Annotated in this window: 15 protein-coding genes and 1 tRNA gene; 13 read left to right on the forward strand and 3 right to left on the reverse strand. The window is 68.4% G+C overall.

Going from position 1 to position 14885, the window contains the following annotated elements; translation table 11 throughout:
* The first annotated feature begins 39 nt into the window (after positions 1-39).
* The 5 genes from BLW00_RS15660 (at position 40) to BLW00_RS15680 (ending at position 2502) form a co-directional block, all read left to right on the forward strand.
* Complete coding sequence (locus BLW00_RS15660; RefSeq protein WP_092555790.1) at positions 40-957, forward strand: diacylglycerol kinase family protein; 918 nt, start codon at positions 40-42, stop codon at positions 955-957.
* An 86-nt stretch (positions 958-1043) separates the two neighbouring features.
* A tRNA-Glu gene (locus BLW00_RS15665) sits at positions 1044-1116 on the forward strand.
* Positions 1117-1275: 159 nt separating this feature from the next.
* Positions 1276-1539 (forward strand): hypothetical protein, encoded by a 264-nt coding sequence (locus tag BLW00_RS15670; RefSeq protein WP_092555792.1) that lies wholly within the window; start codon positions 1276-1278, stop codon positions 1537-1539.
* A gap of 36 nt (positions 1540-1575) precedes the next feature.
* Complete coding sequence (locus BLW00_RS15675; RefSeq protein ID WP_092555794.1) at positions 1576-1779, forward strand: hypothetical protein; 204 nt, start codon at positions 1576-1578, stop codon at positions 1777-1779.
* A gap of 174 nt (positions 1780-1953) precedes the next feature.
* A complete protein-coding gene (locus BLW00_RS15680) occupies positions 1954-2502 on the forward strand; it encodes a hypothetical protein (protein WP_092555796.1) in 549 nt (182 codons plus the stop codon).
* Position 2503: 1 nt separating this feature from the next.
* On the opposite strand, the gene BLW00_RS15685 is transcribed toward BLW00_RS15680, so the two are convergent.
* Together BLW00_RS15685 and BLW00_RS15690 are read right to left on the reverse strand one after the other, a co-directional pair.
* Positions 2504-2998, reverse strand: a complete 495-nt coding sequence (locus tag BLW00_RS15685) for an FBP domain-containing protein (protein WP_092555798.1) — start codon at positions 2996-2998, stop codon at positions 2504-2506.
* A gap of 153 nt (positions 2999-3151) precedes the next feature.
* Positions 3152-4957 (reverse strand): glycoside hydrolase family 15 protein, encoded by a 1806-nt coding sequence (locus BLW00_RS15690; protein ID WP_092556175.1) that lies wholly within the window; start codon positions 4955-4957, stop codon positions 3152-3154.
* Positions 4958-5067: 110 nt separating this feature from the next.
* On the opposite strand from BLW00_RS15690, the gene BLW00_RS15695 reads away from it, so the two are divergent.
* The 3 genes from BLW00_RS15695 to BLW00_RS15705 all read left to right on the forward strand — a co-directional run bounded on the left by BLW00_RS15695 (position 5068) and on the right by BLW00_RS15705 (position 7707).
* Entirely contained in the window at positions 5068-5793 is a 726-nt protein-coding gene (locus BLW00_RS15695; protein WP_175494313.1) for a M23 family metallopeptidase, read from the forward strand.
* Positions 5794-6121: 328 nt separating this feature from the next.
* Positions 6122-7000 carry a DUF4097 family beta strand repeat-containing protein gene (locus BLW00_RS15700; RefSeq protein WP_092556177.1) on the forward strand — a complete coding sequence of 293 codons (879 nt, stop codon included), beginning with the start codon at positions 6122-6124 and terminating at the stop codon, positions 6998-7000.
* Positions 6997-7707: a PadR family transcriptional regulator gene (locus BLW00_RS15705; RefSeq protein WP_092555802.1), complete on the forward strand. Its 711-nt coding sequence runs from the start codon at positions 6997-6999 to the stop codon at positions 7705-7707. The genes BLW00_RS15700 and BLW00_RS15705 overlap by 4 nt, the downstream gene beginning before the upstream one ends.
* 53 nt (positions 7708-7760) lie before the next feature.
* Here the strand turns inward: BLW00_RS15705 and BLW00_RS15710 are convergent, their stop codons facing one another.
* Positions 7761-8555 (reverse strand): TIGR00645 family protein, encoded by a 795-nt coding sequence (locus BLW00_RS15710; protein ID WP_092555804.1) that lies wholly within the window; start codon positions 8553-8555, stop codon positions 7761-7763.
* A gap of 193 nt (positions 8556-8748) precedes the next feature.
* Here BLW00_RS15710 and BLW00_RS15715 point away from each other — a divergent pair, with 193 nt between their 5' ends.
* The 5 genes from BLW00_RS15715 to murA all read left to right on the forward strand — a co-directional run bounded on the left by BLW00_RS15715 (position 8749) and on the right by murA (position 14885).
* A complete protein-coding gene (locus BLW00_RS15715; RefSeq protein ID WP_092555806.1) occupies positions 8749-9732 on the forward strand; it encodes a TerC family protein in 984 nt (327 codons plus the stop codon).
* A gap of 345 nt (positions 9733-10077) precedes the next feature.
* The gene (locus BLW00_RS15720) at positions 10078-10812 is read left to right on the forward strand and encodes a hypothetical protein (protein ID WP_139256742.1); all 735 of its coding nucleotides are present in this window, start codon (positions 10078-10080) and stop codon (positions 10810-10812) included.
* Between the two features lie 288 nt (positions 10813-11100).
* On the forward strand, positions 11101-12846 hold the full coding sequence (gene leuC / locus BLW00_RS15725; RefSeq protein WP_245741617.1) for a 3-isopropylmalate dehydratase large subunit: 1746 nt from the start codon (positions 11101-11103) through the stop codon (positions 12844-12846).
* A gap of 2 nt (positions 12847-12848) precedes the next feature.
* A complete protein-coding gene (leuD, locus tag BLW00_RS15730; protein ID WP_092555810.1) occupies positions 12849-13445 on the forward strand; it encodes a 3-isopropylmalate dehydratase small subunit in 597 nt (198 codons plus the stop codon).
* 69 nt (positions 13446-13514) lie between these two features.
* Entirely contained in the window at positions 13515-14885 is a 1371-nt protein-coding gene (murA, locus tag BLW00_RS15735; RefSeq protein ID WP_092555812.1) for a UDP-N-acetylglucosamine 1-carboxyvinyltransferase, read from the forward strand.

A 14885-nucleotide genomic window follows, 5' to 3' on the forward strand; every position in this document is an offset into this window, starting at 1 on the left:
GCGCATCCGGTTGTGCAACGTAGTGAATAATCGGTCGGTATGGTCTCCCCTGCGAAGCGGATCGTCGTCGCGATCAACCCGAACGCCTCCTTCGGCAAGACCCGGCGGGTGGGCCCGGCCGCCGTCGCCGCGGTGAAACAGCGCGGGCACGAGGTCGTGCCGCTGAGCGCCCCTGATTTCGACGGACTCGTGCGGGTGGCCCGGGAGGCGCTCACCACGCCGACCGACGCCCTGGTCGTGGTCGGGGGCGACGGCATGGTCAATCTCGGGGTGAACCTGGTGGCCGGCACGGGCATCCCGCTCGGCATCGTGCCGGCCGGCACCGGCAACGACTTCGCGGCCGGCGTCGGCATCCCCACCGGAGATCCGGATGCCGCCATCGCGGCTCTCTGCGCGGCTCTCGACCGCGAGCCCCGCGTCATCGACGCCGCCCGCGTGACCGGGGTCGAAGGGGAGGGCGACGCGCCTCACCGCTGGTTCGCGGGCGTGCTCTCGGCCGGCTTCGACGCCCGGGTGAACGAGCGGGCGAACGGCATGCGCTTCCCCAAGGGCGCGTCACGCTATGTCTTCGCTCTCGTCGCCGAACTCGTCACACTGCGCTCCCGGCCCTACGAGCTGACCGTCGACGGGGTGCGTCACGAGGTGGACTCGTGCCTGCTCTCGGTGGCCAACAACACCACGATCGGCGGCGGGATGCGGGTGGCCCCCGACGCCCTGCTCGACGACGGGCTGCTCGACGTGTTCATCGTGAAGCCGGTGTCGCGGTTGCGGTTCATCCGGCTGTTCCCCAAGGTGTTCTCAGGCACCCACTCCCAGCTCGAGATCGTGGAGTTCCTGCGCGGGCGCACCGTGACGGTGTCGTCGCCCGGCATCGTGGGCTACGCCGACGGGGAGCGGTTCGGGCCGCTCCCGCTGACGGTGGAACTGGTGCCCGGGGCGCTCTCCGTGCTCGTCTGAGCGACGGGTGGTGCCCGGCTCCCGCACCGACGCGCCGGTTTTGAGAAGGCCTCCGGTGTGTGGCATACTCGATGAGTTGTCTGAACGGCCCCATCGTTTAGCGGCCTAGGACGTCGCCCTCTCACGGCGGTAACGCGGGTTCGAATCCCGCTGGGGTCACAACATGCGAAACCCCCGGGAAACCGGGGGTTTTCGTGTATCTGCTGCCGTCGAGTACGGCCCGCGGCTTTCGCCAAGGCTTCCGGTCACCGAATCGCCAAAAACGGTCGGTATGGGGCGTGTCGTTGCGGCGTGTTTTGGCGTCTCATCGCCTTAGAGGTGGGAACTCCAGGTGCAGGCCGCGGGCCGTACTCGACGAGCGCCTGGCCGCTCGCCTTTCTCGCGGCCGCCGGATTCGGCTGGATCGACGTCACGACGGGTCTCGTCTTCGCGATCGGCACCATGGCCCTCGGCCTCGCGGTGATCGCCTTCGCGGCCGTGGCACGCGCCGGACTGCCGTGGTGGGCGAAGCTCGCGGTGTTCGTGGGCGAGTTGTTGTTCGCAGCGGTCGTGATCGTGGTTAAGCTGCTGGCACACGGCTGATCCACCGATCGCCGTCGGCCGACCCGGGAGGACACCATGACCGACAAGAACGAACCCGACCTCAGTGACATCGAATACCCCGACGGCGCCGGCTACCCCGACGGTCAGGGCGTGGTGGGCAACGGGCCCACGACGGATGCGGCGCCGTCGGGCGTCGACGAGACCCTCGCCGACGAGCCGGAAGACCCCGATCAGGAGATCGACACCGACGAGCAGACGCTCGAAGAGAACGACGGCTGAGGCTCTTCAGAGGGTCTTCGTAGCGCCTTCCCAGGCCATTCACCGCGATCGTTAACACAGAGCAATCGGGTGTTTCCTCATCCGCCGTCTACCTCTTCTTCAGCCGGTGGGCGTGCATCCGTCATCCGGCGACCCGATCGTTTCCCCGGTAATCAATCCATCGGGGGTAACGGCATGTCGGAGACGTCACGCGTCGTCTTCTCGTCGTTCCGTGCGGGCGGCGATCCGATGCTCGACTCGTGGAACCGCTTCCGTCAGGTCGTGGCGCCCGTGTCGTCGGCAGGCTCGCCCGAACGGGCGGGCTCGCGCCCGGGGGTGGCCTCGACGATCGCGTCAGGAGCCGCCGAACGAACCGGCATCTGGCGCATCCTCGCCACCAACAACCGGGAATTGTGCCGCTCGGCCCACGTCTATCCGAGTTTTTCGAGCGCCCGTGCGCACGTCTTGCAGCTGCGCGACCGCATCGACGAACTGGTGGTGACGCCCGTCATCGGTCCGCGCCCCGGCAGCCGCGGCTGGTACATGACCCTCAACGGTGTCGTCGTGGTGACCTGCGGCCGGTGGTACGGCGCGGCGGCCTCGAGTGCGGAAGCGGCATCCGCCAGCCTCGAGGAGCTCGCTCGCGCCGCGATCTCGGAGGCCGCTCGCGACGTCACGGCGCCCGGCCGCCGCGCCCCCGGCCGTCCGGCCCCGCGCACCGCCACCGATCGTCCGGCGTGGTGACTCAGCCCGCGCGGAGCACGTCGTCGGTGAAGGAGTTCAGGCGGGAACTCAATCCCTCGGCGCGGGAGGCGATCACGTCGGCCGGGTCGGGCTGCATGTCGGACTTCGGTGGCACGATGCGGATGAGCATCGAGCAGGTCAGGTCGGAGCAGATGTAGGTGCCGATGGTGCTGCCGTCGATGCCCGCCTGCCCCGCGCGGGGTGCCGTGAACAGGGTGACCTGGCCACCCGGCAGGGGAGTGCGGCAGAGCGAGCACATCGCCGAGATGCCCGGCCGCATCCGTGAGCCCGCTGCCTTCAGCAGGATGCCGACGGGCCGGTCGTCGCGCCAGTAGACGATGTAGCCGCGGTGGATGGCGTGGGCGTCGCGCCAGCCGAGGAACTCCCTGTCCTCCCACACGATCTCGTGGAGGCCGGGCAACGTCATGCGGGCGATCTCGTGCGCGCTCGTGTTGGTGAAGGAGGCGCGGATCTCCGACTCGGTGAGTGGCAGCATCGATTCGAGCTTAATCGCTCGCCCGGCCACCGCAAGCGCTGCAGGGCTCGGTGGAACGGCGGGATGATCAGGTACAACCCGGAGGACGCGGCCGCACTGCGTGTCGTCGGTGCCGTGCCCCAGCCACGCGGGCTCCCGCCGCGCCGCGCGCGCTCAGGGTTCGAGCAGAGGCGTGTGGGTGACCCCGATCGACACGGTGGCGATCGCATCCGCCGCCCGCACCAGCGCGAGGTGCGAGAAGGCCTGCGGGAAGTTGCCCACCATCCGCTTGCCGGCCACGTCGTACTCCTCGGAGAGCAGGCCCACGTCGTTCGCCAGTGCGACGAGCCGGTCCATCAGCTCGCGGGCGTCGTCGAGGCGCCCCGAGTGGGCGTATTGCTGCACCAGCCAGAACGAGCAGGCGAGGAACGGATGCTCCCCGCCTTCGAGCCCGTCGACCCCCGATTCCGTGCGGTAGCGCAGCAGCAGGCCGTCGTGCAGCAGGTCTTCTTCGATCGCGGCGACCGTGCCGAGCATCCGCGGGTCGGTCGCGCTCACGAACCCCACCTGCGAGAGCAGCAGCAGCGAGGCGTCGACCTCGGTCGAGCCGTAGTGCTGCACGAAGGTGTTGCGCACCGGGTCGTAGCCGTGCTCCTCGACCTCGGCGCGGATCGTGTCGCGCAGCTGTTCCCACCGGTCGGCGTCGCCCGGGAGGCCGTACACCCGCACGGCTTCGACCCCGCACGCGAACGCCGCCCAGATCATCACCCGGGAGTGCGTGAAGGGCACCTGCGGACCGCGGATCTCCCAGATGCCGTTGTCGGGGCGCATCCAGTTCTCCTCCAGGAATCCGAGCAGCGCGCGCTGCAGGGGCCAGGAGAACTCGTCTTCGTCGACCCCGATCCGCCGCGCCTCGCGCAACGCCACCATGAGCTCACCGAAGATGTCGCCCTGATATTGGCCGGATGCGCCGTTCCCGACGCGCACGGGTGACGCGCCGAGGTATCCGGGCAGGCTCTCGATCACGTACTCGGGCAGGTGCCGCTCGCCGGAGAGCCCGTACATGATCTGGATGTCGGCAGGGTCGCCCGCGATGGCGCGCAGCAGCCAGCGCCGCCAGTGCCCGGCCTCGGACTCGTAGCCGTGCAGCATCAGCGCGGCCAGGGTGAGCGAGGCGTCGCGGAGCCAGGTGTAGCGGTAGTCCCAGTTGCGCGCCCCGCCGAACTGCTCCGGCAGGCTCGTGGTGGCCGCCGCGACGATGCCGCCGGTGTCTTCGTGGGTGAGGGCCCGGAGCACGAGGAGCGAGCGGCGCACCTCGGCCTGATAGGGCTCGGGCAACTCGGTCGACGCCGCCCAGTCGCGCCACCACGCCGCGGTGTGCTCGAGGCGCTCGTCGACGTCCATCGGCTCGGGCGGCGTGCGGTGCGACGGGAACCAGGTCATCACGATGTCGGTCTGCTCGCCCTCGGCGAGGGTGAAGACCGATTCGTGGAAGTGATTGGTGGCCTGCAGCTTGGGGCCGCGCACGACAACGGCATCGGGGCCCGCCACGCCGACCACGGCGTTGTGCCCGTGTTCGGGCGCCTGGCGCATCCAGGGGAGGGCATCGGCGTAGCCGAAGCGGATGGCGAGCTCCTGGCGCATCTCGACCGTTCCGCTGACGCAGCGCACCCGTCGCACCAGGTCGGCGCGGCGGTCGCCGTGCGGCATGGCGTCGATCACCTCGGCCACCCCGGTCGAGGTCTCCCACCGGGTGATGAGGATGAAGGTGTCGTCGAGATAGCTGCGCGTCGACGTGGCTGCCGGGTCGGTGGGGGCCACCAACCAGCGCCCGTGCTCCTCCGTGCCGAGGAGCGCCCCGAAGGTCGAGGCGGAGTCGAAGCGGGGGAGGCAGAGCCAGTCGATGCTCCCGTTGCGGCCGACCAGCGCGGCCGTGTGGCAGTCACCGATGATGGCGTAATCCTCGATCGGAAGTGGCATGATCCGATTCTGTCCCTTCTCGCCGGGAGCGTCGTGCACGACGCGACGATGAGCGCTGTCCGTGGTGCCTCCGGTTGTGTTGTGCGGGTCCGGCCTGTTGAATGGGGCGGATGAAGTACCAAGGCCCACTGCTCGGCGTCGTCGCCATGACGTTCGTGTTCGGTGTCGCCGTCGCCACATCGGTGCCCGCGGCCTCGTTGACGACCCCGGATTCCTTCGACAACGTGCAGATCGATGCTGCGGTCGGGGGAGAGCAGTCGTTCTCGGCCCTCGAAGGGGAAGGCCCGGCCGTCTCGCGCGACGGCTTCGTCATCCACACGCCCACCCCCACTCCCACGCCGAAACCCGTGGCGTCGTCGGGCGGCTCGAGCGAGGGCGGCTACGGCGGGGCACAGTGCCAGGCCGGCGCCGACGCGGTCGGCGAATCCGCCGCGTTCTCGCCGGTCTACCCCGACGGCTACCGGATGTCCGACGGCTTCGGCCCGCGCGCCGAGGGCTTCCACAAGGGCGTGGACATGCTGAACGGCCCCGGTGTCCCGGTGCACGCCATCGCCGACGGCGTCGTGATCGCGGCATCCGGCAACGGCGGAACGGGCGGCGTCTACACCTCGATCGCCCACAAAGTGGGCGGGCAGGCCGTCTGCAGCATGTACATGCACTTCCTCGACGGATCGCTGACCGTCGGCGTGGGCTCGATCGTCACTGCCGGGCAGGTGATCGGCCTCACGGGCCGCACCGGCAACGCCACCACCGAGCACACCCACTTCGAGATGTACGGCGCCGACGGCGTGCGCTACGACCCGATGCCGTTCCTGAGCGAGCACGGGATCGGGTAACGCGCGAGACCCGTCCCGCGCATCGTGCCCTTCCCAAGGCGTCTGGGACGAGATAGCAAGCCGCGGGCCGCGCTCGACGACCCAGGGTGAGCGCGTGGCCGGAGGGTCCGACCGGAGGCCGGGCCCTCCGACCGCGCGCGAACATGTCGCCTCGCGCCGCAGTAGCGGCGGCGCGAGCAATGAGGGCCTGACCGGCCGGAGGCCGGCCGGGCGCGGGAAGGTGGCGAGGCGGTACACGATCGAGATATAGCTTGACACCTAGCCAAACGCGATATAACGTGTCTTCATCATCAACGCGATATATCGCGACGCAGGTTTGGAGAACATCGTGGTACTGGAGAAGTGGATCGTCGACGGGCCGAAGGTCATCGACATCGAGTTGGTGCGGTCGCTCAAGGTCGGCCTCATCGGCGGGCAGATCGACATCATCGGGCACGACGAGCCGGGCGCCCGCATCGAGGTGCACTCGGTCACCGGCAAAGACCTCAAGATCTCGATCGACGGCGACAGCCTCGAGATCGACCACCCGCAACTGCGGTGGGACAACTTCATCGAGGTCTTCAAGTCGTGGCGCGGCAACGCCCGGGCCGACATCAGCCTCATGGTGCCGCGCGACGTGGCGCTGAAGTTCGGCGTCATCTCCGCCTCGGCTCTCATCTCGGGCCTGACGACGGATGCGCGCATCAGCACGGTCACCGGCGAGGTCGTCGTCGACTCGGTCACCGGCGATCTCGACATCAACACCGTCAGCGGCGAGGTGTCGATCCGCGACCACACGGGTCTGGTGAACGCCCACACCGTCTCGGGCGACATCACGGCCTCCGGCGCCATCCGCCGTTTCTCCTCCGACGGCGTCTCGGGCGAGGTCTTCGTCGACACCACCGGAACCCCTGACGAGATCCAGAACAACACCGTCTCGGGCGACCTCACCGTGCGCTTCGACAACGACGTGGCCGCACGATACAACGTCAACTCGGTGTCGGGCACCCTGCAGCTGGGGGCCAGCACCATCAAGGGACTGCGCGGCGGCGGCTACAACGGCCACACCGGCGCCCTCGACGGGCAATGGACCGAGTTCCGCGCGAACTCGGTGTCGGGGAACATCACCGTCGTCTTCCGTGACGAGACGGCCACGCCCGCGACCGACCCTCAAGCCGGCGCGGGAGCCACCGCCACGAGCACCTCCGCCGAGGAGGCGTCGGCATGACCCCCGTGTTCGGTCACGGCCACCTGCGCCTCTACCTGCTGAGCCTCCTCGACGAATCGCCGAAGCACGGCTACGAGCTCATCCAGGCGCTCAGCGACCGCTTCGGCGGCACCTACAGCCCGAGCGCCGGCACGATCTACCCGCGCCTCGCGAAGCTCGAGGAAGAGGGTCTGGTCACGAAGACCGCCGACGGCCGCAAGACCGTCTACGCGATCACGGATGCCGGCCGTGCTGAACTCGACGCCCGCCGGGGCGAACTCGACGACATCGAGGCGGAGCTCTCCGACTCGGTGCGGCGGCTCGCCGACGAGGTGCGGTCGGGGGTCGACCAGGCCATGAAGAGTCTCAAGGCCGACCTCGCTTCGGCAGCTCGCGAGGCGCGCACGAGCGCCAAGTCAGGAGCCTCCGGTGGCGTTGGCGGTCCGTCGGGCTCAGCCGGCTCGCCCACCTCGGGCGCGGGCTGGACCATGTCGGGCGGTTCGGTGAACGGAGCGTCCGATGCCCGTGCCTCCCGTGCCGATTCGGCCGAAGCGCTCCGCGACGCCGACGCGGCGATCACCGATTTCCGGCAGCGACTGCGCCTGGATCTCCGCAAGGCGGCCACCCGCGAGGGCATCTCGCCCGAGCTCGTGACCCGGCTGAAGCAGCGCCTCAACGACGTCACCGCCGAGGTGCGCGACGAGCTCGCCCGCGCCTCGGCCCGCTGACCCACCCGTCGCGGAGGGGTCGCCGGCCGGGCGGCTGCCGGCCGTCGAGCGGCTCAGGCCTCGATGAACTTGCCGTCGACGAGGTACCCGCGAACGGCGGTCACCGGCACCGGCGCCTCGCCGGATGCGGAGCCCACCAGCTGGGGCTGACGGTCGCGCGGGGCGACGGCAGGCCCAGCGGGGAGCGGTGCTGTGGGTTCGGTGTAGTCGGTGCGCCCGCGGTTCTTCGGGCCCGAGACGGGCTTGTGCGACATCCGGTCGATCCAGGCCAGCGCCAGCGCCGACACCACGAAGGAGAGGTGGATGACGACCTGCCAGAACACGCCGGCCTCGGTGTAGGTCTCGCCGGTCTCCGACTCCTGGTGCTCCGACCCGATGTCGCCCACCTCGATGAAGGTGCGCAGCAGGTGGATCGACGAGATCGAGATGATCGAGACCGCCAGTTTCACCTTCAGCAGGTTGGTGTTGACGTGCGAGAGCCATTCCGGTTCATCCGGATGCCCGGTCACCTTGATCTTCGACACGAACGTCTCGTACCCGCCGATGATCACCATGATCAGCAGGTTCGCGATCATCACCACGTCGATGAGGCCGAGCACGGCGAGCATGATCTTCGTCTCGTCGATCTCGGTCATACCGGTCGCGACGTCTTCGACGATGTGCGCGAGGTCGACCATGAACACGATCACGTAGACCAGCTGGGCCACGATCAGGCCGAAATACAGCGGCGCCTGCAGCCAGCGGCTGGCGAAGATGAAGTAGCCGAGCGCGGTGGATGTCGCGGAGGTGCGATAGGTGCGCGGGGGCTGATCGGCGGTCGGGCGGTCGGGGCTCTCGTCCTGGCTCACGAGGGGAATTCTACCGAGGCGCTCCCTGTAGTATTGCCGTGAGAAGGGGAGTATCCCACCTCGCCGTTGTCGTCATCACGGTATCCGTCGTCGGGTGCCCGGGAGCGGTGGCGCGGAGGCCGGTTCACCGGTGCCGCGCGGGAGAGACTTTCGGCAGTTCGTGCTGCCTGAAACTCTGACCGAAAGGTTCCCCTTGCACCTCGAGCTCCCTTTGGCCTTCGAGATCACCTCCTTGGTGGTTCTCGTGCTCATCCTGGCCGCCGACCTCATCATCGCGTTCAAGCGTCCGCACGTTCCCTCGTTCAAAGAGGCGACGCTCTGGGTCGTCTTCTACGTCGTGCTGGCGCTGATCTTCGCGTTGCTCATGCTGGTGTTCGCCGACGCGGAGCACGCGGGCCAGTTCCTGGCCGGGTGGCTCACGGAATACAGCTTGTCGATCGACAACCTGTTCGTGTTCGTGATCATCATGGCGCGCTTCAACGTGCCGCGGAAATACCAGCAGGAGGCGCTGATGGTGGGCATCATCATCGCGCTCGTGCTGCGCGGCATCTTCATCCTCATCGGCGCGCAGCTGATCGAGAGCCTCAGCTGGATCTTCTACATCTTCGGCGCGTTCCTGCTCTACACGGCTTGGAAGCAGGCCTTCGGCAGTCAGGACGAGGGCGACGGCGAGAACGGCCTGGTGCGGATGCTGCGCAAGCGCATCGACATCTCGCCCGACTTCGACGGTGCGAAGGTGCGAACCACGTTCAACGGCAAGAAGATGTTCACGCCGATGCTCATCGTGTTCCTGGCGCTCGGCTCCACCGACCTGCTGTTCGCGCTCGACTCGATCCCGGCCATCTTCGGCATCACGCAGTCGCCGTTCATCGTGTTCACGGCGAACGTGTTCGCGTTGATGGGTCTGCGGCAGCTCTACTTCCTGCTCGGCGGGCTGCTCGAGAAGCTGGTCTATCTGCACTACGGCATCGCGTTCATCCTGGCGTTCATCGGCGTGAAGCTGGTGTTCCACGCGCTGCACGAGAACGAGGTGTTCTTCATCAACGGCGGTCACCCGATCGAGTGGATCCCCGACATCGACACCTGGACCAGCCTCGCGGTCATCATCCTCTCCATGGCGGTGGCCACGATCGCCTCCCTCATCAAGATGCGCCGCACCCCCACCCCCGCGGCCTGACCCCCCCCCACCCCTCCTGCCGATCCGTCACTTATGGTCGCTTTGAGCCCGTCATACCGACCACAAGTGACGGATCGAGGTGGGGATAACTCGGGGGTGGCGCGTGGAGCTGTGGAATAGGGACGTGGGTGGCGGGTGGTCGGGGAGCATGGGGGCATGCGAACGCCATCTCCATTGCCCGACCCGCTGAGTGCGAGGGCGTTCGGCGTGAGGGAAGCACGCGCACAGGGCGTTTCGCCCAGACGGATGCGCGCACGCGACCTCGCAGCTCCGTTCCGCGGTGCGCGGGTCGCGAACTCCTCCGCTGTGACGCACGCGCAGCGATGCCGCGCCTTCCGTGCCGTCATGTCCGCCGACCACTGCTTCAGCCACGTCACGGCCGCGGTGATCTGGGGGTGTCCTCTCCCCGTCGGCATGGATGACGGCCCCGTGCACGTAGCGAGCCGGGCCGGTGCATCCCGAGTGCGGATGCGCGGGGTCGTCGGGCACGAGCTCAGCGGCGCACATGTGCGGGTGGTGCGACGCGAGGGCATGTTGGTCACCGATCCCGTCACGACCTGGTTGCAGTTGGCCGGCGTCCTCGATCATCGATGGCTGGTTGCGGTCGGGGATCACTTCATCCTCGATCCCATCGTGCAGGTTCTCGACGATCCCCGCCCCTACGTCGGCGTCGACGAGTTCGCGCGGCGCGTCGGAGAGTTCGCCGGCCGCCACGGTCGGTTCGCGCGCGCCGCGCTCGAAAGGGTGCGGCCGAGGGTGGAGTCGCCGCGGGAGACGTTCCTGCGGTTGGAACTCGTCGATGCCGGTTTGCCGGAGCCGCTGACGAACCATCCGATCTACGACTCGTTCGGGCGCAGGATCGCCATCGGGGATCTGGTCTACCCGAACGAGAAGGTGCTGGTCGAGTACGACGGCCAGCAGCATCGAACCGACTCGCGGCAATACCAGCGCGACATCGAGCGCCACGACGATCTGCTCGCCGATCGCTGGACGCACATCCGCATCGGCAAAGACTCCGCGCCCAGGGTCGCCGTGCCGCGCACGCGCGCTGCTCTCCGCGCCGCCGGCCTCGAGGTCTGATGCCCCCACAACGCTGCGGGCATCGATCCGTCACTTGAGGTCGCTATGGCGGTGTTATTCCGACCAGAAGTGACGGATCGATGGGGTGATGGAGTGGTCGAGTGATGGAGAGCGGCGGTGGGAGGGGCGCGGCGGGTTGGGGGTGGGGAGCAGGGGCGGTGGTACGATCGGGAGGTGCTGTTCGGTCGGCTTCTCCTTCGTTGCCGCGACGAGTCCTAGTTCCAGGCCTCCCTCGTCGCGGAGTTTGTCGATGGCTGACCCCCTACTCTTCGAAGGACACGCGATTCCATGAGCACCCCATCGTCTTCGGCACCCGGCGCGGGCTCCGAAGTACCCAACGAATCCTCTGACAACGCCCCCGAGGGCGTCGACACCGCGGCGGCGGACTCCGCCTCGCTCGACACCGTCGCGATCGACACCGTCGCGATCGACATCCGCGAGCTGCTGAGGGCGGATGCCGAAGCGGCCGCCGCCGAGGCCGAGTTCGCCGACACCGACCTCGACGCCACGGATGCCGCCGCAGCGGAGGCGGCCGACGCCACGCCCGCCGCGGACCCGGCACCCGCCTTCGACGCGCAGGACACGGGCGCCGGTGCCGGACGCCCGCGCACACTCGCCGAGAAGGTGTGGGACGACCACCTCGTCGTGAAGGGCGAGAACGGCAGCCCCGACCTGCTCTACATCGACCTGCACCTGGTGCACGAGGTCACGAGCCCCCAGGCCTTCGACGGCCTGCGCGCGGAGGGCCGCCCGGTGCGACGCCTCGACCTCACCATCGCGACCGAAGACCACAACACCCCCACCCTGGCCATCGACAAGCCGATCGCCGACCTCACCAGCCGCACCCAGATCGACACCCTCCGCGCCAACGCGAAGGAGTTCGGCGTGCGGCTGCACTCCCTGGGCGACCTGGAGCAGGGCATCGTGCACGTCGTCGGCCCGCAGCTCGGCCTCACGATGCCCGGCATCACGGTGGTCTGCGGCGATTCGCACACCAGCACGCACGGCGCGTTCGGCGCCATGGCCTTCGGCATCGGCACGAGCGAGGTCGAGCACGTGCTCGCCACCCAGACCCTGCCGCTCAAGCCCTTCAAGACCATGGCCATCACGGTCGAGGGCACCCTGCGCCCCGGAGTCACCGCGAAAGACATCATCCTCGCCGTGATCGCCAAGATCGGCACCGGCGGCGGGCAGGGCTACGTGCTCGAATACCGCGGCAGCGCCATCCGTCAGCTCTCCGTGGAGGGCCGGATGACCATCTGCAACATGTCGATCGAGGCCGGCGCCCGCGCGGGCATGGTGGCCCCCGACGACATCACGTTCGACTACCTGAAGGGCCGCCCGCACGCGCCAGCCGGGCAGGACTGGGACGACGCGGTCGCCTACTGGCGCACCCTGCAGACCGACGACGACGCGGTGTTCGACGCCGAGGTCTTCCTCGACGCCGACACCCTGGAGCCCTTCGTCACCTGGGGCACCAACCCGGGGCAGGGCGTGTCGCTGAGCGAGAGCGTGCCCGATCCGTCGACCATCATCGACCCCAACGAGCGCGCGAGCGCCGAGCGGGCCCTGGAGTACATGGACCTCGAGGCCGGCACGCCGCTCAAGGAGATCAAGGTCGACGCCGTCTTCATGGGCTCGTGCACGAACAGCCGCATCGAAGACCTGCGTGCCTTCGCGAGCGTCATCAAGGGTCAGAAGAAGGCCGACGGCGTGCGCGTCATGGTGGTGCCCGGCAGCGCACGCGTGCGCATCGAGGCCGAGGCCGAGGGCATCGACAAGATCGTCGAGGAGTTCGGCGCCGAATGGCGCTTCGCGGGCTGCTCGATGTGTCTCGGCATGAATCCCGACCAGCTCGCGCCGGGGGAGCGCTGCGCCAGCACCTCCAACCGCAACTTCGAGGGCCGTCAGGGCAAGGGCGGCCGCACCCACCTGGTGTCGCCGCTGGTGGCCGCAGCGACCGCCATCCGGGGCACGCTCTCGAGCGTCTCCGACCTCAACGAAGACGCCAAGCGCGAGACTGTAGGAGCCTGACCATGGAGAAGATCAGCACTCTGACCGGCGTCGCCGTGCCGCTGAAGCGCGGGAACGTCGACACCGACCAGATCATCCCGGCCGTCTACCTCAAGCGCGTGACGAAGACGGGCTTCGAAGACGCCCTGTTCGCCGCCTGGCGCGGCGACCCCGAGTTCGTGCTCAACCAGGAGCCGTACAAGAACGGAAAGGTGCTCATCGCCGGGCCCGATTTCGGCACCGGATCGAGCCGCGAGCACGCCGTCTGGGCGCTCCGCGACTACGGCTTCACGGCCGTACTGAGCGCGCGTTTCGGCGACATCTTCCGGGGCAACTCGGGCAAGCAGGGTCTGCTCACGGGACAGGTCGACGAGGCCGACATCGAGAGGCTCTGGGCCGCCATCGAGGCGCAGCCGGGCATCGAGGCCACGGTCGACCTGATCGAGAAAACCGCCACGGTCGGCGACCTCACAGTCTCTTTCGCGATCGACGATTACACTCGGTGGAGGTTGCTCGAAGGTCTGGACGACATCGGGCTCACTCTCCGCGACGAGGCGGCCATCACGGAATTCGAGAGCCGACGAGCGAGTTGGAGACCTCGAACTCTTCCCGTCAAATAGCGAAGGGCGCCGACACGACCGGCACCCTGAGCGCGAAATATCGTCAAATCAGACAGTGCAGGTGATTCAGTGAACAGTCTCGTACAGGATGCGCGCAATGCCGCCGAGCGAGTCGGGCTCAAGTCCGACACGATCGTCATCAACGGCGGCCGGCCCCTTCGGGGAACCATCGACGTCCGGGGGGCCAAGAACCTCGTGACCAAAGCGATGGTGGCGTCGCTCCTCGGAGACACCACCTCGACCCTCCGCGATGTCCCCGACATCAGCGACGTGCACGTGGTGGCGAGCCTGCTCGAGATCCACGGGGTGAAGATCACCGGCAGCGCCGCGACCGGCGTGCTGCAGCTCGACCCGGCGAACGTGGCCACGGCCACCAGCGCCGAGATCGACGCGCTCTCCGGCTCCAGCCGCATCCCGATCCTGTTCTGCGGCCCGCTGCTGCACCGCCTCGGTCACGCCTTCATCCCCGACCTCGGCGGCTGCCGCATCGGCGACCGTCCGATCGACTTCCACCTCGATGCGCTCCGTGCCTTCGGCGCGATCGTCGACAAGCTGCCGAGCGGCATCAACATCACCGCTCCCAACGGCCTGCGCGGTGCGAACATCGAGCTGCCCTACCCGAGCGTCGGCGCCACCGAGCAGGTTCTGCTCACGGGCGTGCGTGCGATGGGCACCACGGAGCTCAAGAACGCGGCCATCGAGCCCGAGATCATGGATCTCATCGCCGTGCTGCAGAAGATGGGCGCGATCATCTCGGTCGAGCCGAACCGCACCATCTTCATCGAGGGCGTCGAGAGCCTCAACGGCTACAACCACCGCGCGCTCTTCGACCGCAACGAGGCCGCATCCTGGGCCTCCGCCGCGCTCGCGACCGGCGGCTCGATCTTCACCACGGGTGCCAAGCAGTCCGAGATGATGACCTTCCTCAACGTGTTCCGCAAGATCGGCGGCGCGTTCGACATCGAGGAGGAGGGCATCCGCTTCTACCACCCCGGTGGCGAGCTCAAGCCCGTCGTCATCGAGACGGATGTGCACCCCGGCTTCATGACCGACTGGCAGCAGCCGCTCATCATCGCCCTGACCCAGGCGCACGGCACCTCGATCGTGCACGAGACGGTCTACGAGAACCGCTTCGGCTTCACGGATGCGCTCATCAAGATGGGCGCCAACATCGAGGTGCACAAAGACGGGCTGGCCGACCCGAACCGCCGCGTTCCGCGCCGCGCCCTCGAGCAGGCCGCCGTCATCACCGGCCCCACGCAGCTGCACGGCGCCGAGCTCGAAGTGCCCGACCTGCGCGGCGGCTTCAGCCACCTCATCGCGGCGCTCACCGCAAAGGGGCAGTCCTCCGTCAGCAACGTGGGCCTCATCGCCCGCGGCTACGGCGACTTCGTCGGCAAGCTGGAGAAGCTCGGAGCAGACTTCTACTTCGCGGAGTAG

The organism is Herbiconiux ginsengi, from assembly GCF_900107435.1.
GTDB lineage: Bacteria > Actinomycetota > Actinomycetes > Actinomycetales > Microbacteriaceae > Herbiconiux > Herbiconiux ginsengi.

Excerpts from the sequence above, each read along its gene's own strand:
- BLW00_RS15660 (WP_092555790.1), top strand. The coding sequence starts at position 40 with ATGGTCTCCCCTGCGAAGCGGATCGTCGTCGCGATCAACCCGAACGCC.
- BLW00_RS15675 (WP_092555794.1), top strand. The coding sequence starts at position 1,576 with ATGACCGACAAGAACGAACCCGACCTCAGTGACATCGAATACCCCGAC.
- BLW00_RS15680 (WP_092555796.1), top strand. The coding sequence starts at position 1,954 with ATGTCGGAGACGTCACGCGTCGTCTTCTCGTCGTTCCGTGCGGGCGGC.
- BLW00_RS15685 (WP_092555798.1), bottom strand. The coding sequence starts at position 2,998 with ATGCTGCCACTCACCGAGTCGGAGATCCGCGCCTCCTTCACCAACACG.
- BLW00_RS15690 (WP_092556175.1), bottom strand. The coding sequence starts at position 4,957 with ATGCCACTTCCGATCGAGGATTACGCCATCATCGGTGACTGCCACACG.
- BLW00_RS15695 (WP_175494313.1), top strand. The coding sequence starts at position 5,068 with ATGAAGTACCAAGGCCCACTGCTCGGCGTCGTCGCCATGACGTTCGTG.
- BLW00_RS15705 (WP_092555802.1), top strand. The coding sequence starts at position 6,997 with ATGACCCCCGTGTTCGGTCACGGCCACCTGCGCCTCTACCTGCTGAGC.
- BLW00_RS15720 (WP_139256742.1), top strand. The coding sequence starts at position 10,078 with ATGTCCGCCGACCACTGCTTCAGCCACGTCACGGCCGCGGTGATCTGG.
- leuC (WP_245741617.1), top strand. The coding sequence starts at position 11,101 with ATGAGCACCCCATCGTCTTCGGCACCCGGCGCGGGCTCCGAAGTACCC.
- leuD (WP_092555810.1), top strand. The coding sequence starts at position 12,849 with ATGGAGAAGATCAGCACTCTGACCGGCGTCGCCGTGCCGCTGAAGCGC.